At 61.8% G+C, this 25,647-nt stretch carries 27 protein-coding genes and 1 tRNA gene; 17 read left to right on the top strand and 11 right to left on the bottom strand.

Going from position 1 to position 25,647, the window contains the following annotated elements; all coding sequences use genetic code 11:
- Positions 1-11 precede the first annotated feature (11 nt).
- From NKH50_RS22005 to NKH50_RS22015, 3 genes are read right to left on the bottom strand one after another with little or no spacing between them, the layout of a single operon-like run.
- Positions 12-1,043 carry a stage II sporulation protein M gene (locus NKH50_RS22005; protein ID WP_352880971.1) on the bottom strand — a complete coding sequence of 344 codons (1,032 nt, stop codon included), beginning with the start codon at positions 1,041-1,043 and terminating at the stop codon, positions 12-14.
- Positions 1,040-3,019 carry a DUF58 domain-containing protein gene (locus NKH50_RS22010; RefSeq protein WP_352880973.1) on the bottom strand — a complete coding sequence of 660 codons (1,980 nt, stop codon included), beginning with the start codon at positions 3,017-3,019 and terminating at the stop codon, positions 1,040-1,042. The genes NKH50_RS22005 and NKH50_RS22010 overlap by 4 nt, the downstream gene beginning before the upstream one ends.
- A complete protein-coding gene (locus tag NKH50_RS22015) occupies positions 3,016-3,642 on the bottom strand; it encodes a DUF4129 domain-containing protein (protein ID WP_352689420.1) in 627 nt (208 codons plus the stop codon). Before NKH50_RS22015 ends, NKH50_RS22010 begins: the two co-directional genes overlap by 4 nt.
- A gap of 198 nt (positions 3,643-3,840) precedes the next feature.
- Between NKH50_RS22015 and NKH50_RS22020 the strand changes: the two genes are divergently transcribed.
- Positions 3,841-4,575 (top strand): hypothetical protein, encoded by a 735-nt coding sequence (locus tag NKH50_RS22020; protein ID WP_352880975.1) that lies wholly within the window; start codon positions 3,841-3,843, stop codon positions 4,573-4,575.
- Positions 4,576-4,787: 212 nt separating this feature from the next.
- Here NKH50_RS22020 and NKH50_RS22025 read toward each other — a convergent pair whose 3' ends face one another.
- Positions 4,788-5,120: an N-formylglutamate amidohydrolase gene (locus NKH50_RS22025; RefSeq protein ID WP_352738319.1), complete on the bottom strand. Its 333-nt coding sequence runs from the start codon at positions 5,118-5,120 to the stop codon at positions 4,788-4,790.
- Positions 5,095-5,391 carry an isochorismatase family protein gene (locus NKH50_RS22030; RefSeq protein WP_352738248.1) on the bottom strand — a complete coding sequence of 99 codons (297 nt, stop codon included), beginning with the start codon at positions 5,389-5,391 and terminating at the stop codon, positions 5,095-5,097. Before NKH50_RS22030 ends, NKH50_RS22025 begins: the two co-directional genes overlap by 26 nt.
- 149 nt (positions 5,392-5,540) lie before the next feature.
- Here NKH50_RS22030 and NKH50_RS22035 point away from each other — a divergent pair, with 149 nt between their 5' ends.
- The 8 genes from NKH50_RS22035 to NKH50_RS22070 all read left to right on the top strand — a co-directional run bounded on the left by NKH50_RS22035 (position 5,541) and on the right by NKH50_RS22070 (position 10,381).
- Positions 5,541-6,263: a LuxR family transcriptional regulator gene (locus NKH50_RS22035; protein WP_352880977.1), complete on the top strand. Its 723-nt coding sequence runs from the start codon at positions 5,541-5,543 to the stop codon at positions 6,261-6,263.
- Between the two features lie 83 nt (positions 6,264-6,346).
- On the top strand, positions 6,347-7,018 hold the full coding sequence (locus NKH50_RS22040) for an acyl-homoserine-lactone synthase (protein ID WP_352880979.1): 672 nt from the start codon (positions 6,347-6,349) through the stop codon (positions 7,016-7,018).
- 87 nt (positions 7,019-7,105) lie between these two features.
- On the top strand, positions 7,106-7,405 hold the full coding sequence (locus tag NKH50_RS22045) for a hypothetical protein (protein ID WP_352880981.1): 300 nt from the start codon (positions 7,106-7,108) through the stop codon (positions 7,403-7,405).
- Between the two features lie 66 nt (positions 7,406-7,471).
- Complete coding sequence (locus tag NKH50_RS22050; protein WP_352880983.1) at positions 7,472-7,696, top strand: hypothetical protein; 225 nt, start codon at positions 7,472-7,474, stop codon at positions 7,694-7,696.
- Between the two features lie 61 nt (positions 7,697-7,757).
- Complete coding sequence (locus NKH50_RS22055) at positions 7,758-8,603, top strand: hypothetical protein (RefSeq protein ID WP_352880985.1); 846 nt, start codon at positions 7,758-7,760, stop codon at positions 8,601-8,603.
- A gap of 295 nt (positions 8,604-8,898) precedes the next feature.
- The gene (locus NKH50_RS22060) at positions 8,899-9,105 is read left to right on the top strand and encodes a hypothetical protein (RefSeq protein WP_352880987.1); all 207 of its coding nucleotides are present in this window, start codon (positions 8,899-8,901) and stop codon (positions 9,103-9,105) included.
- Between the two features lies 1 nt (position 9,106).
- Positions 9,107-9,538, top strand: a complete 432-nt coding sequence (locus NKH50_RS22065; protein WP_023674442.1) for a YybH family protein — start codon at positions 9,107-9,109, stop codon at positions 9,536-9,538.
- A 363-nt stretch (positions 9,539-9,901) separates the two neighbouring features.
- Entirely contained in the window at positions 9,902-10,381 is a 480-nt protein-coding gene (locus NKH50_RS22070; RefSeq protein WP_352880989.1) for a YybH family protein, read from the top strand.
- A 229-nt stretch (positions 10,382-10,610) separates the two neighbouring features.
- Here the strand turns inward: NKH50_RS22070 and NKH50_RS22075 are convergent, their stop codons facing one another.
- The 3 genes from NKH50_RS22075 to NKH50_RS22085 form a co-directional block, all read right to left on the bottom strand.
- Positions 10,611-11,063 carry a hypothetical protein gene (locus NKH50_RS22075; RefSeq protein ID WP_352880991.1) on the bottom strand — a complete coding sequence of 151 codons (453 nt, stop codon included), beginning with the start codon at positions 11,061-11,063 and terminating at the stop codon, positions 10,611-10,613.
- Between the two features lie 256 nt (positions 11,064-11,319).
- A tRNA-Gln gene (locus NKH50_RS22080) sits at positions 11,320-11,393 on the bottom strand.
- Between the two features lie 526 nt (positions 11,394-11,919).
- Entirely contained in the window at positions 11,920-12,852 is a 933-nt protein-coding gene (locus tag NKH50_RS22085; RefSeq protein ID WP_352881175.1) for a lysylphosphatidylglycerol synthase domain-containing protein, read from the bottom strand.
- Positions 12,853-13,179: 327 nt separating this feature from the next.
- Here NKH50_RS22085 and NKH50_RS22090 point away from each other — a divergent pair, with 327 nt between their 5' ends.
- Both NKH50_RS22090 and NKH50_RS22095 read left to right on the top strand, forming a co-directional pair.
- Entirely contained in the window at positions 13,180-14,610 is a 1,431-nt protein-coding gene (locus tag NKH50_RS22090) for a Ppx/GppA phosphatase family protein (RefSeq protein ID WP_352880993.1), read from the top strand.
- A 58-nt stretch (positions 14,611-14,668) separates the two neighbouring features.
- Positions 14,669-15,379 (top strand): RlmE family RNA methyltransferase, encoded by a 711-nt coding sequence (locus NKH50_RS22095; RefSeq protein ID WP_352880995.1) that lies wholly within the window; start codon positions 14,669-14,671, stop codon positions 15,377-15,379.
- A gap of 212 nt (positions 15,380-15,591) precedes the next feature.
- Here NKH50_RS22095 and NKH50_RS22100 read toward each other — a convergent pair whose 3' ends face one another.
- Positions 15,592-17,013, bottom strand: coding sequence for an MFS transporter (locus tag NKH50_RS22100; RefSeq protein ID WP_352506538.1), 1,422 nt, complete (start codon positions 17,011-17,013; stop codon positions 15,592-15,594).
- A 294-nt stretch (positions 17,014-17,307) separates the two neighbouring features.
- Here NKH50_RS22100 and guaB point away from each other — a divergent pair, with 294 nt between their 5' ends.
- From guaB to NKH50_RS22115, 3 genes are read left to right on the top strand one after another with little or no spacing between them, the layout of a single operon-like run.
- Positions 17,308-18,810, top strand: coding sequence for an IMP dehydrogenase (gene guaB / locus NKH50_RS22105; protein WP_352880997.1), 1,503 nt, complete (start codon positions 17,308-17,310; stop codon positions 18,808-18,810).
- Between the two features lie 31 nt (positions 18,811-18,841).
- Positions 18,842-19,381, top strand: a complete 540-nt coding sequence (locus NKH50_RS22110; RefSeq protein ID WP_352506536.1) for a hypothetical protein — start codon at positions 18,842-18,844, stop codon at positions 19,379-19,381.
- A 28-nt stretch (positions 19,382-19,409) separates the two neighbouring features.
- On the top strand, positions 19,410-19,829 hold the full coding sequence (locus NKH50_RS22115) for an MAPEG family protein (protein ID WP_352703171.1): 420 nt from the start codon (positions 19,410-19,412) through the stop codon (positions 19,827-19,829).
- 12 nt (positions 19,830-19,841) lie between these two features.
- On the opposite strand, the gene rnd is transcribed toward NKH50_RS22115, so the two are convergent.
- A complete protein-coding gene (gene rnd, locus NKH50_RS22120; protein ID WP_352506534.1) occupies positions 19,842-20,993 on the bottom strand; it encodes a ribonuclease D in 1,152 nt (383 codons plus the stop codon).
- 73 nt (positions 20,994-21,066) lie between these two features.
- A complete protein-coding gene (locus tag NKH50_RS22125; protein ID WP_352689404.1) occupies positions 21,067-22,314 on the bottom strand; it encodes an MFS transporter in 1,248 nt (415 codons plus the stop codon).
- Between the two features lie 257 nt (positions 22,315-22,571).
- Here NKH50_RS22125 and NKH50_RS22130 point away from each other — a divergent pair, with 257 nt between their 5' ends.
- From NKH50_RS22130 to NKH50_RS22140, 3 genes are read left to right on the top strand one after another with little or no spacing between them, the layout of a single operon-like run.
- Positions 22,572-23,840: an ABC transporter substrate-binding protein gene (locus tag NKH50_RS22130; protein WP_352881000.1), complete on the top strand. Its 1,269-nt coding sequence runs from the start codon at positions 22,572-22,574 to the stop codon at positions 23,838-23,840.
- 20 nt (positions 23,841-23,860) lie between these two features.
- Complete coding sequence (locus NKH50_RS22135; protein ID WP_352881177.1) at positions 23,861-24,781, top strand: carbohydrate ABC transporter permease; 921 nt, start codon at positions 23,861-23,863, stop codon at positions 24,779-24,781.
- A gap of 19 nt (positions 24,782-24,800) precedes the next feature.
- Positions 24,801-25,625 (top strand): carbohydrate ABC transporter permease, encoded by an 825-nt coding sequence (locus NKH50_RS22140; protein WP_352881179.1) that lies wholly within the window; start codon positions 24,801-24,803, stop codon positions 25,623-25,625.
- Positions 25,626-25,647 lie beyond the last annotated feature (22 nt).

The following is a 25,647-nucleotide window of genomic DNA, read 5'->3' on the forward strand; positions in this document are numbered from 1 at the left end:
AGGCGGCGCGTTTAACGATCGCCATGCCGCACCGCCCGGAACAGATAGAAATAACCGATCCACAGCACCAGCATGCCACCGCCAATGCCGTAGCGCGTGACGTCGCTGGTGATGGTCTGCCTGCCAATGCCCTCGAGCAGCCCGGCAAACAGCAGCATGACCGAGACCCCGACCATGGCGTTCGCGGCAATGCGTCCGGCACGAGCCGCTGCCGCCATGCGTGTCAATTCGCCGGGAAAGGCGATGCTGGTGCCGATGCGCATGCCCGCCGCGCCGGCCAAAGAGATTGCGAACAATTCGGTGGTGCCGTGGATGGCCAGCCAGCCGCCGAGCTCCATGCCAAGCCCCTTGGACCAATAGACTTGGAACAACGCCCCGATCATGCAGCCGTTGAACAGCATCAGCAGCACCGTCGGCACCGCGAAGGCGAAGCCAAGGGCGAAGGCCAGGATTGCGACCTGGACGTTGTGCGTGAACAGATAGGCGGCAAAGCCTGAGAGAAAGCCATTGTCGCCATCATGAAGCATGCCTCGCAGCAGTTCGGCCGAGGTGTCGGGGCCGCGGCCTCCTGCCAGGCCGGGCGGGATGATCGCGTCGAACCAGCTCTTGTCGGATGCCACCAGCCAGGCGCCTGCACCAATGCCGATCACCATCAGCGCGACCGACGCCAATGTCTCGCGCCACAGGTCGCGAATGGCTTCGGGCCAGTCATGCAGGAAGAAATCGGCGAGGCGCTGCCGCAGCCCGCGGCGCGCGCCGTAGAGATAGAAATAACCGCGCAGCGACAACGCTTCGAGATAGCCGACCAGCGCATTATCGAGCGATGTCGCGCGCGCCACCGACAGGGAAGACAGCGCCGATCGATAGAGCAGCGGCAGCGACAGCAGCTCCTCTTCGGACAGCGTCCGCGGCGCACGCTTTTCGACACGCGCCAGCAGCGCCTCGAATGCCTTCCAGTCGGCCTCGCGCTCGCGGCGGAAGCTGGCCAGCGACTGGCGTACCGCGTCGCCGCACACCGCATTGCCGCGTACCGGCGCCGTCACAGCAAATCCTCCTGCTTGAACTGCAGATAGCGCTCGACCAGCGCCGGACCGAGCCGGTTGTGGTCGGCTTCGATCACATGCGCCCCGAGCAGGCGCAGCCGGCCGATGACGACCTGCCTTTCGCGCAAAAGCCCTCCGGCGACGACCGCGCGGGCAACGTCCTCGCCAGAGCGTGGCGGCATATCGGCCAGGCCCTCCAGTTCGGTGTCCTTCATCAGCATGAACAGCACGAGATGCCGTTCGGTGAGCCGGCTCACGGTGCGCAGCATCAATTCCGCGCTGATCGGATCGACAAAATCGGTGAAGATGATGACGAGCGAGCGGCGGTCGAGCCGCGCCGCGAGCGTCGTCAGCGCCAGCGTGAAATTGGTCTCCTCGCTGGAATAGTCGATCTCCGCCGCTCGTTTCTGGATCATCGCAAAGTTGGCGGGGCCGCGTACCGCGCCGCTCGAAACGCGCGGCCTTGCATCGAAGCCAAACAGGCTGACCATATCGCCGCCCTTCAGCGCGATGAACGCCGACAGCAAGGCGGCCGTCACGGCGCGGTCCACCTTAGGCACACCGTCGACCGGCTCGCACATCAGGCGTCCGCTATCGATGGCCAGCACGATGTTGTTGTTCTCCTCGATGCGGAACTCGCGCGCCAACAGCTTGCCGTGGCGGGCGCTGCGCTTCCAGTCGATCATCCGCCGGCCCATGCCCGGCTGGTAATCCTTGAGCGCGTCGAACTCGCGGCCTTGACCGGCGCGGCGCTGCGCATGGCCTTCGGCAAGCGCCGCATGTTGCAGAAGCGTGATCGCTTCGCCGCGAGCGCTGCTGACGTCGGGCAGCACCGCAATCTTGCTTTCCACCGGCAGCACGACCTGGTTCCAGACCAGCCCAAACGGCCCGCGCCAGCGCACCCAGAGACGGTCGAAGCTGGCGATGCCGCGCCGCAGCGCCTGGAAGCGGAGGTTGAGCGACCCGCCTCTGGCGGTCGGCTGCAAGGCCCCGCCGCTGCCGCTCACCGGCGCCAGACGCGCATCGTGGCCGACGCGAGCCTCGGCGGCGCGCGGCCCCGAGTGACGAGCGGTGATTTGCACGCCGAATTCCCCACCGACACCGACCTGCTGCGGCGCATCGATGCTGGCATTCAGCGATGCCCGTCCGCGTCCCGCCGCGGCATCCACCGCCAGGAAGGCAAGCGGCTCGACAAGGAGCTTGGCCAGATCATACTTCCGCCCCGCGCCGTGCAGCGTCAGATCGAACATCACCGGGCCGTCATCGGGCTGGAGCACGGCAATCAGCCCGAGCGCGGCTGCTGCCTTTTCGGGATCCTTGAGGGCGGCGTTGTTGATCAGGTCGGGGTCAGTCAGGATATAGAACGGCTTGTCGTCCAGTTCGGTAAGCACAGCCTTGTCATTGCCGGCTGCGATGAGAGGGTACTTGTCGGCCACCCACTGCAATTCTTCGGGTGCGGCAACCATGTTGCCTTCGATGTCGAGTTGCTTTGCCGTGCTCTGGCCGGCACCGATCTTCGCATCGGCGATGCGGCCAAGCCATTCGTTCACCACCGAACCGGGCAATCGCCCGAATTTCATGTTCCAGCCTTCATGCCCCTGCAGCGGCAGGATCTGCCATTTGGGAAGCACGAAGAGCGTGTTCTGGTCCTGGCGAAGATTGAGGATGCGGCGAAGCGCCTCCTGGTCGCTGTCGGGCGAGATGGTGACGATCAGCAGTATATCTCTGGCAAGATCGTCTTCGGTCCGCGCCATCAAGGGCGCTTCGCCGGTGAGCCGCAGCCATTCCACCAGACCGGCGTAGCCGACGCCGCTTTTCGACAGCGGCGTGGCGCCGCCATTGCCGGGTTGCCGGAAATCGGGAGCATAGGTGGACAGCAGGAAGAAACCGGCGGCCGCAAGCAGGCTGGCGAAAATCCCCCAAAACAGTGTCTTTCGATTGAACGGCTCCTGCGCCTCGACCGCCGGTGCGCTCACGTCCAGGCATCCCGGAAGGCGAAACGTTCATAGGCGCCGCGTGCTTGCCGCCAGCCTTCCGCGCCAACCGGCCGGCGCGCGAACAGCGCCGCCTCGACGATGCGGGCGATCTCGGTAAACGCATGGCGTGCCCTTCCCGGCAGGGAAGGGGCATTGGCGATGTCGCGCGCGGTGAGCGACGGGCGCAGGAAGTCCGGCAGCCGGCCGGCAATATCGGCGACGCTGCGCCGAAGCAAAAGGTGAACCGCCTCGTCATAGTCGCCGCGTGCGGCCAACGCATCCGCTTGCAACAACAGGATCTGCGCGGCGCCGGCGTCGGGGCGCCAGGCTTCTTCGTCTTCGACTTCGGGCCGCGCGCGCTGCCACGGCAGCCGCCAGGCGATGCCTTTCACCTCGAGGAAGACCAAAAGCAGGATGATTGCGACGCCCGATATCACCGCCCCCCAGAACAGATAGATCATGTAGGGGCCGAGCCACGACAAAAAATCCTGCAGCGGCTTCAGCCACTCGGGTGGCTTTGGCGGCATATAGGCCGGCAGGTCGAACTGGATCGACTCATCGGCGATCAGCTGCTTGTGAAGATTGGTCAGCCGTTCGGCTTCCGCTGTGCCTGGCTGTGCCACCGCCACCCGCTCCCCTGCAACCTGTGGTTCCCAGCCGACACTGACAATGCAGCACAAGAATTGCAAGTGGGCTGGACGGCGACCGTCAATCTTGGCAGAATTACTGTTAGGGCGCCGTGATACTGTTACGGCGAAACACGGGGGGAAATCATGGCTTCAACGACACTGGAACGGCCTGAGAAATTCGAGATCGGCAGGGTGTTCAACAACAGCTTCGCCGTAATCGGCCGCAACATCGGCTTGTGCGTTGGGCTCGCGCTGCTGTTTTCAGGCTTGCCGGCGATTATTCTTCGGCTGTGGAGCCAACCGCAAATAGATGCGGTTCTGCATGGCGACCCCGGCGCCGCGGCCGATCCCTCTATGGTGTTTCAGAATTCATGGATTACGGTTATTACGGGATTGCTATCGTTCGTTTTCGCGCTGCTGCTCCAGTCGGCGCTGGTGCGGGCGACGATCGAGGACTTGAATGGCAAGCGGCCGACGTTTGGCGACTGCATTCAGATAGCCATCCGCAATTTGCTGCCGACCCTTGGTATTGGCCTGCTCGTCGGCCTGGGTGTGGGCCTGGCGTCGATAGCCTTGCTGGTTCCCGGCATCATCTTATGGCTCGGATGGTGCGTGGCAGTGCCGGTTCTGATTCAGGAGCGGCTTGGCGTGTTCGGTTCGATGTCGCGCAGCCGTGTGCTGACCAAGGGCAACCGCTGGCCGCTATTTGGCCTCTTCCTGATCCTGATGGTCATCGCGATGGTCATCCAGTGGGTGATGCTGGCAGTCATCGTCATGTTTGGCGGGATCATTGCAGATGTGTTGGCAGCCTTGGTGTCGACCGTACTGTCGATGGTGCTGTCGGTGGCCACGGCGGTCAGCTATGTCGAGCTGCGTCAGGTCAAGGAAGGCACCAGCGTCGAAGAACTGTCGCAAATCTTCTCGTAGCGATCGTTCGCTCCGGCTTTTCACCGACGGCTCGGCTCTCGCGTTGCGCTCGAGCAGCCGAGCTTGGTCACAAGGCCTTTGTCTGCTGCGCCGGCAACGCTGCGGCCAGGCGGTGCGCCCATTCTTCGATGCTAGTGCGGCTCGCCAGCAGTTCGCCTGATCTCGATGAGGACAGCCGGAATGCAGCGATCGTCGCCATGGACCGGTATGGCCTAGTCGCCGTCGCGGCTGATCACGTAGGGCTCGTTTGCCGCGACATTGAGCTCAATGTCGGCGCGCAGGCCGGCAAGCGCTGTCTGGCCGAACTCGATTGCCTGGTCGTAAAGCACGCCGGCGTGCCAAGGCCGCGCAATGCGGAGAAAGTCCGGCGTGAAGGAGTGGATCGTCGCGATCCGCGTCGCTCTGCCCTGCTTCGCCCGGTCGTCGAGATGAGCGGCCACGCGGTCATGAAACGGTGCGAACATGATCTCGGCGCGCCGGTTCCGTTCCGCCGGGTCGAGGGCGATATTACGGGGGATTTCAATGTCCTCCGACAGCGCCGGAATGCTGCCGCTGGAACCAAGCGGCCGTCTTGGTCAGGCTCTGGATGATGGTGTGGATCACCTCGACGCCATTGGCCCGCGCCGCCGCCAGCAGGCGCTCCTGGTTGGGGATCGTCTGCGACGCCGTCTGCCGGTAGAAGTAGTGGTCGGGACCGCGCTCCGGATGCGCCGGATCGGCGCCGGGCTCGAGCCAGACACGTTGCATGTCGACCAGCAACAGCGCGGTTTCGCCGGCCCGGAACGGCTCGTTTCGTTTCGGCAGTGATGGCGTCATGCTTGGTCCTGTGTTGCTGATCACAATCCGGCTGATTTAGCTGATTTTGGTCCGCGCGTCCTGCGTGGCGGACACACTTATTGGGAGTATTCGAAGTCGCTAATTTGAGTTAAACTTTGTTTTCGGGCGTGGAGACGGGGGTCTCTGTCATGATCGATTCAGACGTGTTCGACTTTGTCGAACGCTGCAGGAAACACACAGCTACCGGGCCGCTGCTGAGCGACCTTCTTGATACCGTGAGGAATCTCGGTTTCGAGCACCTTATCCTGAGCGGTGTGCCCCTCAGCGGTCAGAAACTTGCGCCGATGGTTGAACTGAATGGCTGGCCGGCCGGCTGGTTCGAACGCTATGTCGAGGCCGAGCACGCCGCCGTCGATGGTGTTTGCATCTACTCGGCAAAAACCCTGAAGCCGTTCCTTTGGTCCGAAGTTCCGGCAAAGTGGTCGGATACGGAAGGTTCCCGACGCGTCGCCGGCGAGGCGACGGAGTTCGGCATCTGGAGCGGCTTCGCCGTGCCGATGCTCAGCATTCACCATTGGCAATCCGTGCTGTCGTTTGCGTCTTCCGCGAAATCCTGCACCCTGTCGCCGCGCCATCAAGTCCAACTGGTGACCATGGCGGTCTATGCCGGCATGTCGATCCAGGCGTTGTCGAATGGCGATGATGACGATGAAGGCGTGCTGACCGACCGCGAAAAAGAGGTGCTGCTCTGGGCCGCAGCCGGCAAGACCTCGTCGGAGACATCCCAAATCCTCGGCCTGACCGAGCGAACGGTCAAATGGCATTCGACAAGAGCCCGTGAGGCTTTTGGCGTCGCTACGACCACGCAGGCGGTCGTCGAAGCGGTGCGCCGGCGCCTGATCCACCCCTGAACGCGTCAACTGTCCCATCGGACAGGTGACGTATATTAGCGCGACTGCGAGTATCCCGTTGAGAACGATCGGGGGATCGCGCCATGATAACGGCCCACGTAGTCAACGCGCATAACAAGCATCTTTACGAAAACGAATTCGACGAATTTCTGCGCCGACGGCACGATTTCTTCGTGCATCAAAAACGTTGGCGCCCTCCGAGCCCGGACGGTCGCGAGCTAGACCAATTCGATACCGACGCGGCGACTTACCTGCTTGGTATTGAAGATGGTCGCGTGGTGACCTCGGCTCGATTGATCCCAACGAGCGAGCCGCACATGGTCTCGGAGGTTTTTTCTCACATGTGCGAAAAATCGGGCGTCCCGAGGCGTCCCGATTGGGCCGAATGGACCCGCACCTTCGTCGTTCCCGATAAACGAACTGCCGGACTGAGGGGCACGCTGACGCAGCTGTGCTGCGCGGTGATGGAGTACGCTCTCGACGAAGGCCTCAGCGCCATCGGCGGCATCCAGGAAACTTACTTCATGCCCCACCACGGCGCGCTCAAATGGCGGGCCGAGCCGATGGGCATGGCCAGGGAAGAAAACGGCGAGTGGTACATCGTCGCGTATATCGATGTGAACGAGGCGGCGCTGGCGAGTGTTCGGAAGATACTTGGGATTGAGCAGAGTTTGTTGGTGAGGCGGGGGAGGCAAGTGCCATTCATAAACGACAACCAGATGCCTGAGCGTGCCCTGATGTCAGGAACGCGGTAGTTAGCAGGAGTTCATCTGGTAGGAGTTCCGGGAGAACGGTGGATCGTTCTATGAATAAAATTCAAAACATGGGAGGACGAAATGAGGATGAAATACGTTGCTGCGCTGGTTTATTTGATCGTGTGCTCACCAGCGACCGCGCAAGATCAAAAGATGGAAGAAGCTGTGCCGAACAATACGGCTGTGACCGGAATGGGAGTTGTTATTGCCACGTCTGGACCATCGACAGGACCATGGACAAATGGCAATAGCACCGGATTGAGCCAAAGCGCTTGTCAGCCAGGCGAATACGCGGTCGGTGTTGAAGTGGATGGCGCGGATTCCAACATTCGATACTGCGTTGGATGCGTAGCGCGTCTGAGAGTCATCTGTCAGAGAATGCCATGAAGAAAGGGTGGCGGTTCTGCAGCCCGCTTGGACCGCCCCTTACCTGATTGGCTGTGCGCGTCTTGCATGATCGAGCTTGTCGACGCCCTGGCAGCTGTCAAGCCGTGCGCTTTTTCTGGCGAGATCGAAAATGATGAGATCATCACGGCCCTCGGCGATGATTGCGCTGTTTCCTTCGCCCCTTCCTCGTTTTTGGGGTTTCACGGCTTTGCCGATTTGCCGGCGATGCTCTCGGCACACGGGCGCATCGAAAGCCGCAACATTGGCGACGCGCCGATACTCGATGAGTAGTTCTTGTGAAACACCTAGTCTTCGGACGTGAGAAACACATTGCATAGAAGGAACCAGTTGGTTGCGCAAACTGGGGGTGGGTGGGATGAGGGGCGCCACGGTTCTTTGCTCAGTAGTATTGAGCTTATTGCAAGGCTGCGCATCTACGCAGTTTCAGAGCGACCCAAAGGCCACGCCAGTTGTGCCTCTTCACGAAGTTGTCGGTTCGATAAAGTGTGGACTTGCGAAGGCGATATATCGAGACAAGAGCGGTCGAACAGGCCTCTTGTCCGGTGTTGCCAAGGTTACTCTGAAGGTTAACGTCGTTGAGGGGAAAACTATAGGGGGAGGTGCCAGCGTAGGCATTCCTGTAGCCACTGCTGGAAGCCTTACGCCCGGCTTTACGGCATCGAATGACAGAACCCTTACAAACAATAGCGAAATTCACTTCAACGTCGATATGAGCGCCGCGAACCTGGATGTCTGCAACACTCCATGGGCTGTGGGCCATGATGCAGGATTCTCTGGTTGGATAGGGCAAGTAGTTGCGAGCCTGGATACCGCTGTAGCAGGCGCACCGAAAGTCTCGATGCAGAGCTACGAATACGATAGCGATTTCGTGGTCGTTCAAAAGGCTGGACTCAAAATTGGGTTCGACATCGTTCCTGTAAAGGGTAACGCGTCTTATGATTCTTCGCGGTCCGACATCCAACACCTGAACGTCAAGATTGACGCGGTTCATATTATCGGGGGAAAGGTCATTAGGACTGGAGGGGCTCCCTTTGGCGTCATTCCGAGCAAGCCGGAAAAACGCTCGCAAACACCCGAACAAACTCCCGATGTTCCGAACCAAGGATGCGTCACCCTTAGGGGCGGTAAAACGGGTCCGGGGGGCAAAATATTCCAGCTTCCGTCGGAATGCCTCTGAGCCAGCTTGTCGGCACTTTTTGGTGCTAGGATATGAGCTCGTTAAGGTGTGATTATGTGCCAAAACGTTGCGAGGCCCGTAAAGTAAGTTATCCGCAGGGCATCCGGTTGCTGGTACCAGCGATTACGGTGACAGTGCACTATTTTCTTTTCGCCGCCTGCCTCGTTTTCCGAATTTCACGGCTTTGCCGATTTGCCCGGCGATGCTCTTGGCCCACGGGTGCGTCGAAAACCGCGACATCGGCGACGCGGCAATACTCGATGAGCAGTTCTTGTGGAACACATAGTCTTCGGACGTGAAAACACTTTGGCTCGCCCGGACGGTGCTGGGGGATGCGGCGGACCGGGAACGCGGGCAAGGTGCACCATGCGGCGGCGGCGACATGGTAAAAAGTGCACTCACCGTAATTCTGATCTATACTCCGGACACCAGCCCGAACGCCTACGGCAAGGCGGATGAAGCGCTTGATAGAGTTCTCTTTTTAGTCATGTGGCGATGTTAAGATGTTAGCCTCCGACCTAACGAAATTCATCGAGCAGGATCATCTGGCTCTGGATGCCTTCGTAAAGGGCGATCCTGAGCCCTTGAAAAACCTCTACTCGCGACAGGACGACGTCATTATTGCCAATCCCTTTGGCCCGCCGGCGAAGGGATGGAGAAAGGCCGCTGAGACCATGGAACGGGCCGCCACCAATTACCGGCACGGCAAGGCCATCGGATTTGAGCGCATCTCCGAGTATGCGACAGCCGACTTAGGATACATCATCGAGGTCGAGCGGTTCCAATCCAAGGTCGGTGGTGGCAACAAGCTGGTGCCGATTGCGCTTCGAGTCACCACCATATTCCGGCGCGAGGAAGGCGCGTGGAGGATCGTCCTTCGTCATGCCGATCCGATAACCTCGGCACGCCCGCCGACGTCCATTGTCGGGGAGTAGAAGGGTTGCCGGAGAGGTTTTAGGAATTACGGTGACAGTCCGCTATTTTCTTTTCGCCGCGCGCCTCGTTCCGGGTTCTCACGGCTTTGCCGATTTGCCCGGCGATGCTCTCGGCCCACGGGTGCATCGAAAACCGCGACATCGGCGACGCGGCAATATTCGATGAGCAGTTCTTGTGGAACACATAGTCTTCGGACGTGAAAACACTTTGGTTCGCCGGTACGGTGCTGGGGGTGCGGCAGACCGGAAACGCCGGCAAGGTGCACCATGCGGCGGCGGCGGCATGGTAAAAAGTGCACTCACCGTAATTCTGATCTATACTCCGGACACCAGCGCGAACGCCTACGGCAAGGCGAAGGGCGGATGAAGCGCGTGATAGAGTTCTCTTTTCAGTCATGTGGCGATGTTAAGATGTTAGCCTCCGACCTGACGAAATTTATCGAGCAGGATCATCTGGCTCTGGATGCCTTCGTAAAGGGCGATCCTGAGCCCTTGAAAAATCTCTACTCGCGACAGGACGACGTCACTATTGCCAATCCCTTTGGCCCGCCGGCGAAGGGATGGAGAAAGGCCGCTGAGACCATGGAACGGGCCGCCACCAATTACCGGCACGGCAAGGCCATCGGCTTTGAGCGCATCTCCGAGTATGCGACAGCCGACTTGGGATACATCATCGAGGTCGAGCGGTTCCAATCCAAGGTCGGTGGTGGCAACAAGCTGGTGCCGATTGCGCTTCGAGTCACCACCATATTCCGGCGCGAGGAAGGCGCGTGGAGGATCGTCCTTCGTCATGCCGATTCTATAACCTCGGCACGCCCGCCGACGTCCATTGTCGGGGAGTAGAAGGGTTGTCGAAGAGGTTTTGGGAATTACGGTGACGGCGCAACATTTCTTTTTCGCCGCCTGCCTCGTTTTCCGGGGCTCACGGCTTTGCCGATTTCCTCGGCGATGCTCTCGGCCCACGGGTGCAAAAGCGCGACATCGGCGACGCGGCAATACTGGATGAGCAGGCGGGCGACACGGGAAAACGTGCACTGTCGCCGTAATTCCCGCCTTGAGCGGGGTTTCCGTTTCAGCTGGCGGACTTCAACACAGCTTCCGCCGCTTGCCGCCTAACGATCTGATCTTGGTATCTCTGAAAATTCAAGTACCACAACCACCCGCCGACAAATGCTACAATGAGCCCGAACCAAAAGCCGAACGTGAATATGGAAGCAGACATTAGGGCCGTTTTGACACTGGCCACACCTGCGCGTTGTTCGTTCAATACCTTTGTCCACTCAGTGAGGATCGCCTCGGACTCATTTCGAGCTTCGTCTAGACGCCGACGCGCATCAGCTGCGTCGACATTGGGTTGTCCAAGCTGTCGATCCATTTCATCGAGCCGTGTCATTAAATTATGCGCGCGCATATTCAGCGCGTCCTCGCCCGCGTGGATTGATGCAATGGTGGCTTGAGCATCACCGACATTGGTCATCATGGTCCACATCGAGAAAGCGCAAAGCAAGATGCCAAGTGTCGTCATGAATTTGTACAGATTGTCTGTTGGCAAAGCAGGTATTGGCATTTCGAATCCCACCAGTTGATTGGCGATTTTAGCATCACTCTATACAGCCACCGAAAGGAAGGTTGGGGATACGGGGCTTTTGCTATTTCGCCATGTTGCTATTCGCAGCCTCCGCCCGTTGCCCACGCCTGACAAATCAATCGCTTATGTTGCTATGGTTTCAGGCGTAGCAACATGGTTTTGGGCGGTTTGGTACTAAGTGCTTGATTTTGTGTGGCTGGGGAACCTGGATTCGAACCAGGACTAACGGAGTCAGAGTCCGTGGGTCTACCGTTAACCTATTCCCCAGCAGGCGCTTGTCGCGCAGGTGGGCCGCCAGGCAGCCGCGCGGCCCTTGTAGCCGCCGCCGGAAAATAGTCAACCCTGCCGTAGGCATTTCAATCGGCACACGATTGCTGCAGGTTTTTAATTCGCCTCCCATCCGTACACATTTCGGGGCGAGACAGTGAAATCATTGGATCGCTGCGCGCTTCGGCTACTGTAACGGCATGGATCCTAGGGGTCTCCGCGACGTCGCTTCGCTCCTGCTCCGCCCTAGGATGACGAACGGAGTGTTATTTCGGCCAATCTCCAGGATTGTGACTTGCGCCAGTTTCCAGACACTTGCGACTGTCCCAGTGCCAATTTCCAACAGCTGCGATTAGCCAAAAGCCAACACGCCCTCGTCATCCTAGGGCGGAGCAGGAGCGAAGCGACGTCGCGGAGACCCTAGGATCCATCCCGTGACCTTCGAGCTTCGCAGCAGGCCGCGCCTGGCCTTGCGACCCTCTGCCCATTCTTCACGCGCAGTCTGGAGCGCTTGCCCCCTGATGTCTCAATTCTCGCTGCGGCTGTATTGCGAGTGCTCGAAGAACAGCACGACGCCGAGCGCGATCAGCAGCGGGATAATCAGGTAGAACAGACGGAACACCAGCAGCGCCGCCAGTACGCCGACCTGGTCCATGTGCGACAAGCCGGCAAGGAACACCACCTCGAACACCCCGAGCCCGCCTGGCGCATGCGAGATCTGCGCGATCGAGAACGACACCAGGAACACGCCGAGCACGACGAAATAGCCGGGATTGCCTGATACGGGCAGGGCGAAGAAGATGATCGCCGCCGCCGCCAGCAGCTCGATCGGGCCGACCAGCAATTGCCGCGCCACGATCGGCAGCGCCGGGTAGTGCAGCTGAAAGCTGCCGATCCTCAGCGGCCTCAGATGCAGCCAGCTGCCGAAGACATAGGCCGCCACCGCGAGCAGCATGGCGAGCCCTCCCGCCTGCGCCAGCCGGTGATGCGGCGTGCCGGAAAACCGGTCGATCACCTCGGGCTCGAGCAGCAGGACGATGCTTGAGACGAACAGCGTCGACAGCACGAAGGTGATCCAGCAGATCGCCACCAGAATGCCGACGTCCTGCCCGGTCAGGCCCCTGGTGCCGTAGGCGCGGTAGCGGATCACCGCACCGGAAAACACCGAGCCGCCGATATTGTGCGACAGCGCGTAGGTGGTGAACGAGCAGAAGGTGACGAACAGCCACGAGACTTTTTTGCCGATGTGCAGCAGCGCGATGTGGTCGTAGCCGGCGAGCGAGGCATAGGCGATGACCGAGCTCAGCGCCGCCAGCACCCAGCCGCGCGCCGGGATGGCGATTATGCCGGCCCAGACATCGTCGAGCGAGATGCCGCGCAATTCGTGCAGCAACAGCCACAGCGAGAACACCACCGCGGCGACGCCGATGACGGGCCAGAAATAGCGGCTCCAGTTCATTACCTGACGATCATGCGTTGCAGCCCGTACCCGTTTTCCGGTTCGCAGCAGGAAAACCGCCGGCGGTCCCGAATGGTTCATTTCAGAAATGCCTCATTGAAGCCGGCTATTCAACCGGGAAGGCGCGCTGTGGCGCTGGCGTCTTTCCTTCTCCCACAAGAAGGGGAGAAGGGATCACCAACGTCGCCGCCTTCATGCCGTCGGCAAAATTCGGCCCTTGCACTCTTGGTGATCCGGCCCGGCGCTGATAGTCTGGCCGCAACTTGAACATGTAAAAGCGCCTGCTGCGTCCGGTCTCCGGTTCGCGCGGCGCCGGAAGGAACGACAGTGGAAGACCACGAAGCCGGCGCTGGCGCGCCGGAAGTGGGCGTGTCCAGGGGTTCGCCGCCGCCATCCGGCCAGGCAAACCCAGCCGCCGGACGCTACGGCCGTCAGGTGCAGCCCCGGTCCGGCAATGGACAGGCTGGCGACACGTCCCACGATCACAGGGGTCAGAACGGCCCGCATCAGAACGGCAAACCCAAGAAGCGGCGCAAGCGGCGGCGCGGGCGCAAGGTTTTCGCACGCGACGAGGCTCGTCCGGTGATAACAGGCGCTTCGGTGCCCGCCGCCGGCGGGGCCCCGGCCGCTCGCCAGCCCCAGCCAGCGGCTTCGATCGCGCCCCAGTCCTCGATCGCGCAATCGGCTTCAATCGCGCAATTGCCTCCAGCCTTGCCAAGGCCGGGGCAAGGTGCCCGCACACCGCCACCGCTGCAGGAATTGCCGGTGTTTGCCGCGCTCGACCTCGGCACCAACAATTGCCGTCTGCTGGTCGCGGTGCCGACGCGCCATGGCCAGTTCCGCGTCATCGATGCCTTCTCGCGCATCGTCAGGCTGGGCGAGGGCCTTACCGCCAATGGTCGGCTTGGCGAGGCTGCAATGGACCGCGCGGTCGAAGCGCTGAAGATCTGCAGCGACAAATTGCGCAACCGCAAGGTCAGGAAAGCAAGGCTGATCGCCACCGAGGCCTGCCGCACCGCCGCCAACGGCGTCGAGTTCCTCGAGCGCGTCGAGCGCGAGGCCGGCCTGAAGCTCGAGATCATCGACCGCCAGACCGAGGCGCGGCTGGCGGTTTCGGGCTGCGGCTCGCTGGTCGAGCGCGACACGCAAGGCGTCGTGCTGTTCGACATCGGCGGCGGCTCGTCCGAAATCGCGCTGATCGACCTCTCCGGCCACCGCTCGCCAAGGCTCGCCAACCACATCGTGTCGTGGACGTCGCTGCCGGTCGGCGTCGTCTCGCTGGCCGAGCGTTTTGGCGGCCGCACGGTGACGCGCGAGATCTTTGGCGCCATGGTCGACGATGTCGCAATGCGGCTGCGCGCCTTCGACGGGCGCGACCGGCTGAGCCACCTCCTGTCCAGCCCGAAATTCCATCTGCTCGGCACCTCGGGCACAGTGACGACGCTGGCCGGCGTCCACCTCGATCTCGAACGTTACGACCGCCGCCGCGTCGACGGGTTGTGGATGGATCGCGACAGCGTCGACCGCATGGTCGAAAAGCTGGTCGGCTGGGATTTCCAGCAGCGCGTCGCCAACCCTTGCATCGGCGCCGACCGCGCCGACCTGGTTCTGGCCGGCTGCGCCATATTGGAGGCGATCCGCGCCGTCTGGCCGTCCGAACGGCTGCGTGTCGCCGACCGCGGCCTGCGCGAGGGCATACTGAGCGAGTTGATTGCCGATGACGGCGTCTGGCGCAACAGCGGGCGAGGCAGAGCATGATCCCGAAAAGTGGCTGCCGGTTTTCGGACAAGATCATGCTCAAACAAGTAATCAAGCAATGACCAAAAAACCGGAAAGACCGAGCTCCGCCGGCATTCGCGTGCTGAAGACGAAGATCAAGAAGAAAAGCGGCTTGAAGGAATCGTCGCGCCGTTGGTTGCAGCGCCACATCAACGATCCCTATGTCCAGCGCTCGAAGGCCGACGGCTATCGCTCGCGCGCCGCCTACAAGCTGATCGAGATCGACGACAAGCACCATTTGCTCAAGCCCGGCATGAAGGTGATCGACCTTGGTGCGGCACCCGGCGGCTGGTGCCAGGTCGCCGCCGCACGTACCAAATCTACCGCGGAACACCCGAACGTCGTCGGCATCGATTGCCTGGAGATGGACGCGGTGCCGGGCGCGCCGGTGCTGCTGATGGATTTCCTCGATCCGCAGGCGCCTGAGAAGCTGGCCGAGACGCTGGGCGGTCAGCCGGACATCGTGCTCTCCGATATGGCCGCACCCACCACCGGCCACAAGCGGACCGACCACATCCGCACCATGCATCTGTGCGAGGTGGCGGCCGATTTCGCGCTGTCGGTATTGAAGCCGGGCGGACATTTCCTTGCCAAGACGTTTCAGGGCGGCGCCGAGAACGAATTGCTGGCGAGACTCAAGCGGAATTTCCGCTCGGTCCATCACGTCAAGCCGCCGGCCTCGCGCGACGAATCGGTTGAGCTCTATCTCTTGGCGAAAGATTTTAAAGGCGGAAACGGCACGGCGTGAAAGTCGCTCTGTAGCGATCCTTCGCACCCCCCTCTGTCCTGCCGGACATCTCCCCCTCAAGGGGGGAGATCGGATGTCATCGCGGCCTTCGCAAACCTTCGACCGTGAAGAGTGAGTGCAGTGCCGAAGCTGCCAATCTCCCTCCTTGAGGGGGAGATGGCCGGCAGGCCAGAGGGGGGTGCCGTCCCGCCGGCGGTGGAGGGCGCCACTCCTCAACTCCCCGGCGGGCTCACCGGCTCCAGCGTCTTCGGCGGCGTCAACCGGCCATGTCCAGACACGGCATTGCCGGCGTCCGGCGCCAGCCGCATGAACGACAGCGAGGCTGCCGCCGACACCGCCGCTACGATGAAGAAGGCGGTGTGGAAGTCGCTCAGCGTCAGCGGGCCGCCATGGATATTGGTCGACACTTCCAGGATGCCGCCGGCCAGCGCCACGCCGAGTGCGATCGCCAACTGCTGGAACACCGCCGTGATCGGCGTGGCCTTGCTGGTGTCGGCGGCCGAAATCTCGGCGTAGGCAAGCGCATTGATGCCGGTGAAGAACATCGACCGGATGAAGCCCCCGGCGAGCAGCATGGCGAGGATCAGCCCATAGGGCGTGTCGGGTGTGAACAGGCCGTTGATGGCGATGGACGCGGCTGCGATGAGCGAGCCTGAAATCAGCACCCGGCGGAAGCCGGCGACCCTGAAGATCAGGGCAGTGACGAATTTCATGCCTATCGCGCCGATCGCCGAGACGAAGGTGATCATGCCGGACTGGAACGGCGTCAGCCCGAAACCGATCTGGAACATCAGCGGCAACAGGAAAGGTACGGCACCAATGCCGATGCGGAACAGTCCGCCGCCGAGCACCGACGAGCGGAACACCCGATTGCGAAACAGCTCGAGCGCCAGCAGCGGATTCTTGGCGCGGCGCGCGTGCAGCAGGTAAAGCACCGCCGATGTCAGCCCGACGGCAACGGTGATAAAGCCGGCAACGGGCGGCAGAGCCGGCAGGCTGACCACCGACAGGCCGAACACAATGCCCGATGCCGCCAGCCCGCTCAGCACGAAACCGATGAGATCGAGCGGCGGCGTCTGCGCGGCGTCGGTCTTCGGCAGGAAACGCGTGGCCAACCAGATGCCGATCAGCCCGATCGGCACATTGATCAGAAAAATCCAGTGCCAGGAGAAATAGGTCGTGATGAAGCCGCCGACCGGCGGGCCGACCAGCGGGCCAACCAGAGCCGGGACAGTCAGCCACGACATGGCGGCGACGAGCTCGCTTTTCGGCGTCGCGCGTACCAGCACCAGGCGTCCGACCGGCGTCATCATGGCGCCGCCAATGCCTTGCAGGAAACGTGACACCACGAAAGCCGGCAGCGAATTGGAAATGGCGCACGCGACCGAACCGACGATGAACACGGCGATCGCGGCACGGAAGACATTCTTGGCGCCGAAGCGGTCGGCCATCCAGCCGCTGATCGGAATGAAAATCGCCAGCGATACAAGATAGGCGGTCAGCGCCAGCTTGAGTGCGATCGGGCTGGTGTGGATGTCGATGGCGATCGCCGGCAACGATGTCGCAATGACGGTCGAATCCATGTTTTCCATGAATAGAGCGACCGCCAGGATAAGCGGAATGGTGCGGTTCACGATGGATCCGGCCTTGAAATGTGCGTCGCGATTGCTTGCTGGCCCTGGGGGCCAAACCGACAGGTAGGGCGGTTATCATGGCTTGGCCCGGATGTCGCATTAATTTGCTGTCACGTTTGTGCGACCGCAAGTCCCGCAGCCCCTGAGGCAAAATGCAGCTTCGCCACTACACAACCATCGGCTTTTCAACGGCCACGGGACGTGTTACGAGCCAGCGCCAATCCTGAAAGGGAAGAAGACGAGTCGGCGCTGTCCATCAGGGCGAGCGCCTTTCCTGCATTCCGAGGGCTGGCCATGGCAAAAATCATCGAGACGTCCACCGGCGCATTGGCGCTGACCTTTGACGACGTGCTGCTGCAGCCGGGTCATTCCGAGATCATGCCCGGCGAGACCGACATCCGCACCCGCATCGCCGGCGACATCGACCTCAACGTGCCGATCCTGTCGGCCGCCATGGACACGGTCACCGAGGCGCGACTCGCCATCGCCATGGCCCAGGCCGGCGGCATAGGCGTCATCCACCGCAATTTCTCGCCGGCCGAACAGGCCGAGCAGGTGCGGCAGGTGAAGAAATTCGAATCCGGCATGGTGGTCAACCCTGTCACCATCGGTCCCGAGGCGACGCTTGCCGATGCGCTGGGTCTGATGCGCACCTACAGCATTTCGGGCATTCCGGTGGTCGAGAACGGCGGCACCGGCGGCCACACGGTCGGCCGGCTCGTCGGCATCCTGACCAACCGCGACGTCCGCTTCGCGTCCGATCCGGCGCAAAAGGTCTATGAGCTGATGACCCGCGAGAACCTGATCACGGTCAAGGAGAACGTCGATCAGGACGAGGCCAAGCGGCTGCTCCATCAGCACCGCATCGAGAAGCTGGTTGTGGTCGATCGGGACGGCAATTGCGTCGGGCTGATCACGGTCAAGGACATCGAGAAGTCGCAGCTCAACCCGCACGCCACCAAGGATGCGCAGGGGCGCTTGCGCGCCGCCGCCGCCACCAGTGTCGGCGATGACGGTTTCGAGCGGGCCGAGCGCCTCATCGACGCCGGCGTCGACCTTCTGGTGATCGACACCGCGCACGGTCATTCGCAGCGCGTTCTGGATGCCGTGACGCGGGCCAAGAAGCTGTCCAACTCGGTTCGCATCCTGGCCGGCAACGTCGCCACCGCGGAAGGCACCTTGGCGCTGATCGATGCCGGCGCCGACGCGGTCAAGGTCGGCATCGGACCAGGCTCCATCTGCACCACCCGCATCGTCGCCGGCGTCGGCGTGCCGCAGCTCTCGGCAATCATGTCGGCAGTCGAGACGGCACAGAAATCGGGCGTTTCGGTTATTGCCGATGGCGGCATCAAATATTCGGGCGATCTCGCCAAGGCGCTGGCCGCCGGGGCCAGCGCGGCGATGATTGGCTCGCTGCTGGCCGGCACCGACGAGAGCCCCGGCGAGGTCTATCTGCATCAGGGCCGCTCCTTCAAAGCCTATCGCGGCATGGGTTCGGTCGGCGCGATGGCGCGCGGCTCCGCCGATCGGTATTTCCAGGCCGAGGTGCGCGACACGCTGAAACTGGTCCCCGAAGGCATCGAAGGGCAGGTGCCGTACAAAGGACCTGTGTCTGGCGTGCTGCACCAGCTTGCAGGCGGCCTGAAAGCCGCTATGGGTTATGTCGGTGGCCGCGACCTTGCCGATTTCCGCGAGCGCGCCACTTTTGTGCGGATATCCAATGCCGGACTTCGTGAAAGCCACGCCCATGACGTCACGATTACCCGCGAAAGCCCGAATTATCCTGGCGGAGCCTGATCGCCATGCGTCTTGGCGCAATCTGGCGGCAATGATCCTGCGGCTGTCGCGCCACGCGGCCGCACTCAGTGTCGCCACAGTGGCGGTTTTCATCATCATGACGGCGATGGAGTTCCTCTATTTTCGCCGATTGAGCGGCGGTCTGCCGTCGCTCGACATGCGCTATGCCGGTTTCACCCCGGATGAGGGCATGGCCTGGCTAACGGCTCTCGGCCGGCGCGGCAGCGAGATTATCCTCGTCTGGCATTACCTGACCTTCGACCTGCTGTTTCCGGCGCTGCTGTCGCTGACGATGGTCAGCCTGATCCTGGCCACGGGCCGGCGGCTGAAGAATTTCCATGCACTGCCTGCGCAAACGCAGGCGGCATTTGCAGCTGTGCTGGTGCTGCCGTACACGCTTGCCGACTATGCCCAGAACATCGCCGTGGCTCGTCTTTTGTCCGATTTTCTGTCGGCCAATCCGGATTCGCTATCCTTCGCCTCGGCGCTGATCGTCACCAAATTCGCCCTGCTGGCGATACCAGTGACCGTCATTGCGGCTTTCATTCTGATGGCTCAGAAACGGCCTTGAAGGCTGGGTGACAACGACAGGGGGCGTCTTGAACCAGACCGCGATCTTCTGGCCGATGCTGGCGCAGGTGCTGCTGGTCTATATCGTCTATGTCGTAATGGGCCGGCGCCGCCATGGCGCGGTCAGATCGGGCGAAGCCAAGACCGGCCAGTTCAAGACGCGCTCGACGGAGCCTGGGTCCAGTATCACCGTCGCCAACAATCTGAGCAACCAGTTCGAACTGCCGGTGCTTTTCTACGTCTTATGCTTGACGCTGCACGTGACCAATGGCGTCAATTATCTGACTTTGGCACTGATGTGGATCTTTGTCGTCTCCCGCTATCTTCACGCATCGGTCCACTTGACCAGCAATCGGCTAATCCTGCGCAGCAGGGCATTCTACCTGGGCGCGGTCGTTCTCGCACTTGGCTGGATATGGCTGGCGCTGCATCTGCTCGGCTTAGTCTGAGCAAGCTCAAGGCTACAAATCGAACACCGCGATCTTGCGCTTGTCGAACCTGATGGCGAGTTCGCCGCGCACCAGCTTGAGCGCGGCCTCGCCGAAGACGGCACGCCGCCAGCCTTGCAATGCCGGCACGTCGGCTTCCTCGCCCTCGGCAGCGATGCGGTCGATGTCGTCACTGGAGGCGAGTACCTTGGATGCGACGCCCTCCTTTTCGGCGACGATCCGCAGCAGCACCTTCAGCAACTCCGCAGCGGCGCTCGACCCCTCCGGCGGCTGGAAGCTCTTCGGCAGCTTCGGCATCTCTTCCCTGGGCAGGGCAAGGGCAGCGTTTACCGCGCCAAGCAGTGCCGTCGCCGTCGACGAGCGCTCCCAGCCCTTCGGCGTGGTACGCAGCTTGCTCAGCGCCGCAGCGTCGCGCGGCGCCTGCTGCGCCACTTCGTAGATCGCGTCGTCCTTGAGCACCCGGCCGCGCGGCACGTCGCGCTCGCGCGCTTCGCGTTCGCGCCAGGCGGCCACCGCCTGCACGATCGCCAGTTCCTGGGGCTTGCGCAGCCGCATCTTGAGCCGCTTCCAGGCATCCTCGGGATGCGGATCGTAGGTCTCGCGCGAGGTCAGCACGTCCATCTCCTCGTTCAGCCAGTGGGCGCGGTTTTCCCGCACCAGCTCGGCGCTGAGATGCTTGTAGACCTCGATCAGGTGGGTGACGTCGGCGAGCGCGTAGTCGAGCTGCTTTTCGGACAGCGGACGGTGGCGCCAGTCGGTGAAGCGCGAGGACTTGTCGAGCCGCGCGCCGGTGATGCGCTGCACCAACTGGTCGTAGGAAACGCTGTCGCCGAAGCCGCAGACCATTGCCGCGACCTGGGTGTCGAACACCGGATGCGGCACAAGATCGCCGAGATGCACGATGATTTCGATGTCCTGCCGCGCCGCGTGGAAGACTTTGACGATCGCCTCGTTGGCCATCAGCCTGAAGAACGGTTTCAGGTCGATGTCGGGCGACAGCGGATCAATCAGCGCCGTCACCCCGGGCGCTGCCATCTGGATCAGGCACAGGATCGGCCAGAAGGTCGTTTCGCGAATGAATTCGGTATCGACGGTGACGAATTCCGCCTTTTCGAAAGCGGCAATAACGGTCTCGAGTTCTTTCTGAGTGGTGATGACGTGCATCAAATCGCTTTTGGCAAGGGATAGGGTCTCTTTCAATTTCAGCCGCGCGCGCTTTCGTCAAGCGCAAGCACCTCTATCCAGGCTTTGCGGGTTCATCGGGATCGGCATTCCGCTTCGCCAACCGGGCAAAAACCGTAGACGTGCGCAACAGCGCCGTAAAACGGCTGCGATGGGTGGCCGGCACGGCGGAGCGCGCCTGCATCCGGTAAAGGATGACGGCCACGAAGATCGCATAGACGGTGGCGCTGAACACGAACAGCGCGCTCGGCCCGAAAAATTGCATCACCGTCGAGGCTGCAAACGGCCCGCCGATGGCGCCGAAGGAATAAAACAGCATCAAGGCAGCGTTGATCAGCACGAACTCGCCCTTGTCGGCGCGGTCGTTGGAATGCGCCGCCGACAGCGAATAGAGCGGCATGGCGAAGCAGCCGAAGATGAAGACGAGCAGGAAGTTGAGGAACGGGCTGCCGCCTGCCACGAATGCCAGGGCCAGTGCCGCCACCATCGCACAGCACGTCGTCATCAGCAGCACCGAGCGCCGGTCCCAGCGGTCGGAGAGATAGCCGAGCGGGTATTGGATTATAGCGCCGCCGAAAATGCCGACGCTGACGAAGGTGACGACGTCGGCGACCGACATGCCGATCTGCTCGGCATAGACCGGCGACAGGGTGCGGAAGGCGCTGTTTGTGACGCCGACGGCGATACAGCCGAAGCAGCCGAGCGGCGAGATCCGCCAGACGCGCGCCAAATCGAGCTTGACGTCGTCCGGCGGCGTCGGATTGGAGCGGTCGCCGAGCGACACCGGCACCAGCGAAACGGTGATCATCATCGACATGATGGCGAAGATGGCAAAGCCGCCGGCGCCGAAGATCGGGATCAGGAACTGGGCGCCCGTCACCGAGCCGATGTCGACCATCCGGTAGATGGCAAGCACCCGCGCCCGGTCGGTGTTGGTGACGCCGGAATTCAGCCAGGCTTCCATGATTGTGAACAAGCCGGCGAAGCAGAACCCGCCAGCAAAGCGCACGGCGCACCACATCACCGGATCGATGACCAGCACCAGAAGCAGCGTCCCCGCCGAGGCGATCGCCGCCAGTGCCGAAAAGGCGCGCACATGGCCGACGGACTTCATGATGCGGGTAACGGCAAGGCAGCCAAGCAAGAAGCCGGCGAAATAGAACGTGCCCATCAGGCCGATCGACGAAGCGGGAAAACCCTCCTGCGCACCACGCAGCGCAATCAACGTGCTCTGCAGGCCGTTGCCGCCGAGCAGGATGCCGGCGGCGATCAGGAGGGGGATCAGCGGGCGGATGGAAGACATGAAGGAAAAGCCTGTCGTTGATCCCTTCTTGAACCATCGCCTTCGCCAATGCCAGCGGCAATTCCCGGCGGCGTTGGGGCCAGCCGGGGGCTGCCGCGTGGCCCCGGACCCTCCGTGTTGGAACCAAGGCGTATTTTTGTAGTTCAGTGCTGGTGGGCGAATACGCGTCTTGTGAGCTGCCGGTGTGCGGAGACGGTGTTGGGCATCGACGTGGTTTCTGATGCCCGGCCTGAAGCTCCAAAGGGAGGTGCGCCATCATGAAATTTCATTCCGCATTTGCGGCATTTGCCGTGGCCGCAGTTCTGGCGGCCGGGCCGGCGCGGGCTGTCGACCTCGCCATGGTGTCCGGCGATACCGGCAACGGCCAGAGAATCCTTCGCGAGATCCTCGATCAATACGAGACGAAGACCGGCAACAAGGTTAGCGTCGTTCCGCTGCCTCCGTCGGCGACGGACCAGTTTGGCCAATACCGGCTCTGGCTCGCCGCCGGAAGCAGCGACGTCGACGTCTATCAAACGGACATCATCTGGGCCCCCCAGCTTGCAAGGCAGTTCATCGACCTGACCGAAGCGACCAAGGATGTCGTTGGCACCCATTTCCCATCGATCATCAAATCGCAGACCGTGGACGGCAAGCTGGTCGCCTTGCCGATATTCACCGACGCTCCGGCGCTCTACTACCGCAAGGATCTCCTCGACAAATACGGCGCCAGGGTCCCGGCCAACTGGGCTGAACTTGCCGATACCGCCAAGCTTGTCATGGACAAGGAGCGCGCGGCCGGCAACAAGGACATGTGGGGTTTCGTTTTCCAGGGCAACGCCTATGAGGGGCTGACCTGCGATGCACTCGAATGGGTGAAGTCGAACGGCGGCGGCCAGATTATCGAGCCGGACGGCATGATCTCCATCAACAATCCGCAAGCAGTTGCGGCGCTGGAAATGGCGAGGAGCTGGGTGGGAACCATCTCGCCGCCCGGCGTTCTGGCCTATCAGGAAGAAGAGTCGCGCGGAGTCTGGCAGACCGGCAACGCCGTCTTCATGCGCAACTGGCCCTATGCCTACGCGCTTGGCAACAGCGAAAGCTCCCCCATCAAAGGCAAGTTCGAGGTGACCACGCTGCCGCCGGGGTCGGGCGAGGGCGCCCGCCCGGCAGCAACGCTTGGCGGCTGGAATCTCGCGGTTTCCAAATATTCGAAGAACCCGGATGCAGCGATCGGGCTGGTCAAATGGATCGCCTCGCCTCAGATGCAGAAGTACCGCGCCTTGAAGGGGGCATATCTGCCGACCATCCAGGCACTCTATGACGATGCCGACATCGCCAGCGCCCAGCCGGTGATTCCGCGCTGGAAGGAAGTCGTCCTCAACGCGTTGCCGCGTCCCTCGGCCCAAGCCAAGAGCAGGTACAATGAGGCATCGAGCGAGTTCTGGACCGCCGTCCACAACACCATTTCCGGCGAGGGCACGGCCGCCGACAACCTTGCCGATCTGGAGTTCTCCTTGACCAGGCTCAAAGGCACCGCCTGGTGACCTCGCCGCGCTCAGGCTCGATGCTGGCGCGTCAGCGTGCGCGCTCGGCATGGCTGCTGCTTGCCCCGATGCTCATCGTGCTCGCCGCCGTTGCCGGCTGGCCGTTGATGCGCACGATCTATTTCGGCTTCACCGATGCCTCGCTCGCCGACCTCGAAGCCCGCCGCTGGGTTGGCTTCGCCAACTATTTCTCCGTCGTGCAAATGCCGAGCGACCGCGTCATCTACGACGGGCTGCTCGCCGATCCGGTCTGGTGGCGCGCCGTCTGGAACACCGTGCGCTTCGCGGTGATTTCGGTGACCTGCGAGACGGTGCTCGGCATGATCGTTGCGCTGGTGCTCAACACGAGGTTTCGCGGCCGCGGTATCATACGCGCCGCGATTCTCATCCCTTGGGCCATCCCGACGATTGTGTCGGCTAAGATGTGGCAGTGGATGCTCAACGACCAGTTCGGCATCATCAACGACGTCCTGCTCAAGCTCGGCCTGATCAGCACAAAAATCGCCTGGACGGCAAGCGCCGACACGGCGATGGTCGCCGTCCTCGTTGTCGACATCTGGAAAGCGACCCCCTTCATGGCGCTTCTCATTCTCGCCGCCCTCCAGATGCTTCCACAAGAAATCTACGAGGTCGCCAAGCTCGACGGCGTCGGCGCGTGGAGAGTTTTCTGGAAGATCACCTTGCCGCTCATCCGACCGGCGTTGATGGTGGCCATGATCTTTCGCGGTCTCGATGCCCTGCGCATCTTCGATCTGATCTACGTGCTTACGCCAAACAACATACACACCAAGTCGATGTCGGTGTTTGCCCGCGAGAGCCTGTTTGAGTTCGACAAGTTTGCCTACGGTTCCGCCGCCTCGACGTTGCTCTTCCTTATCCTCGCTCTGCTGACCATGCTCGTTCTTTGGCTCGGCCAGATAAGGCTGGACAAGGATTATTGATCATGTGGGACCACTGACCATGTGGATCGTCAAGCGCACGGCTTTCTACCTCCTCGTCGCCGTTATCGTCGTCGTCGCGGTGTTCCCGTTCTACTACGCCATCATCACCAGCCTGAAATCTGGGACCGCGCTCTTCCAGGTCGACTATTGGCCGACGACGATTACCTTCATCAACTACAGGACCGTATTCACCGAGGGGACCTTCCTGCGCAATCTCGTGAACTCGCTGTTCATCTCGAGCGCGGTTGTCTTCATTTCGCTGTTCCTCGGCGTCACCGCCGCCTATGCACTGGCGCGCATCCGCTTCAGAGGCCGTTCGGCGCTGCTCCTCATCATCCTGTCCGTCTCGATGTTCCCGCAATTGGCGGTGCTTGCCGGGCTTTTCGAGCTAATCCGCATCTTCGGCCTCTACAATTCGCCGTTCGCGCTGATCTTGTCCTACATGATCTTCACCTTGCCGTTCACCGTCTGGGTGCTCACCGCCTTCCTTCGCGACCTGCCGATCGAACTGGAGGAAGCGGCGATCCTCGATGGCGCCACGCCCTGGATCATCATCAGCCGCGTCTTCCTGCCGCTGATGTGGCCGGCGCTGGCGACCACCGGGCTTCTCGCCTTCATCGGTGCTTGGAACGAGTTCCTGTTCGCCCTGACGTTTACCTCCAGCAACGAGCAGCGAACCGTGCCGGTGGCGATAGCGCTGCTCTCCGGCAGCTCGCAGTTCGAGATCCCGTGGGGCAACATCATGGCCGCATCGGTGATCGTCACCGTGCCGCTTGTCGTCCTCGTTCTCATCTTCCAGCGCAAGATCGTCTCCGGCCTCACGGCGGGCGGGGTGAAGGGATGAGTGCATAGTTGAACTGCCGGCA

The sequence above is a fragment of the Mesorhizobium sp. M1027 genome (genome assembly GCF_040318745.1).
Taxonomy (GTDB): Bacteria; Pseudomonadota; Alphaproteobacteria; order Rhizobiales; family Rhizobiaceae; genus Mesorhizobium.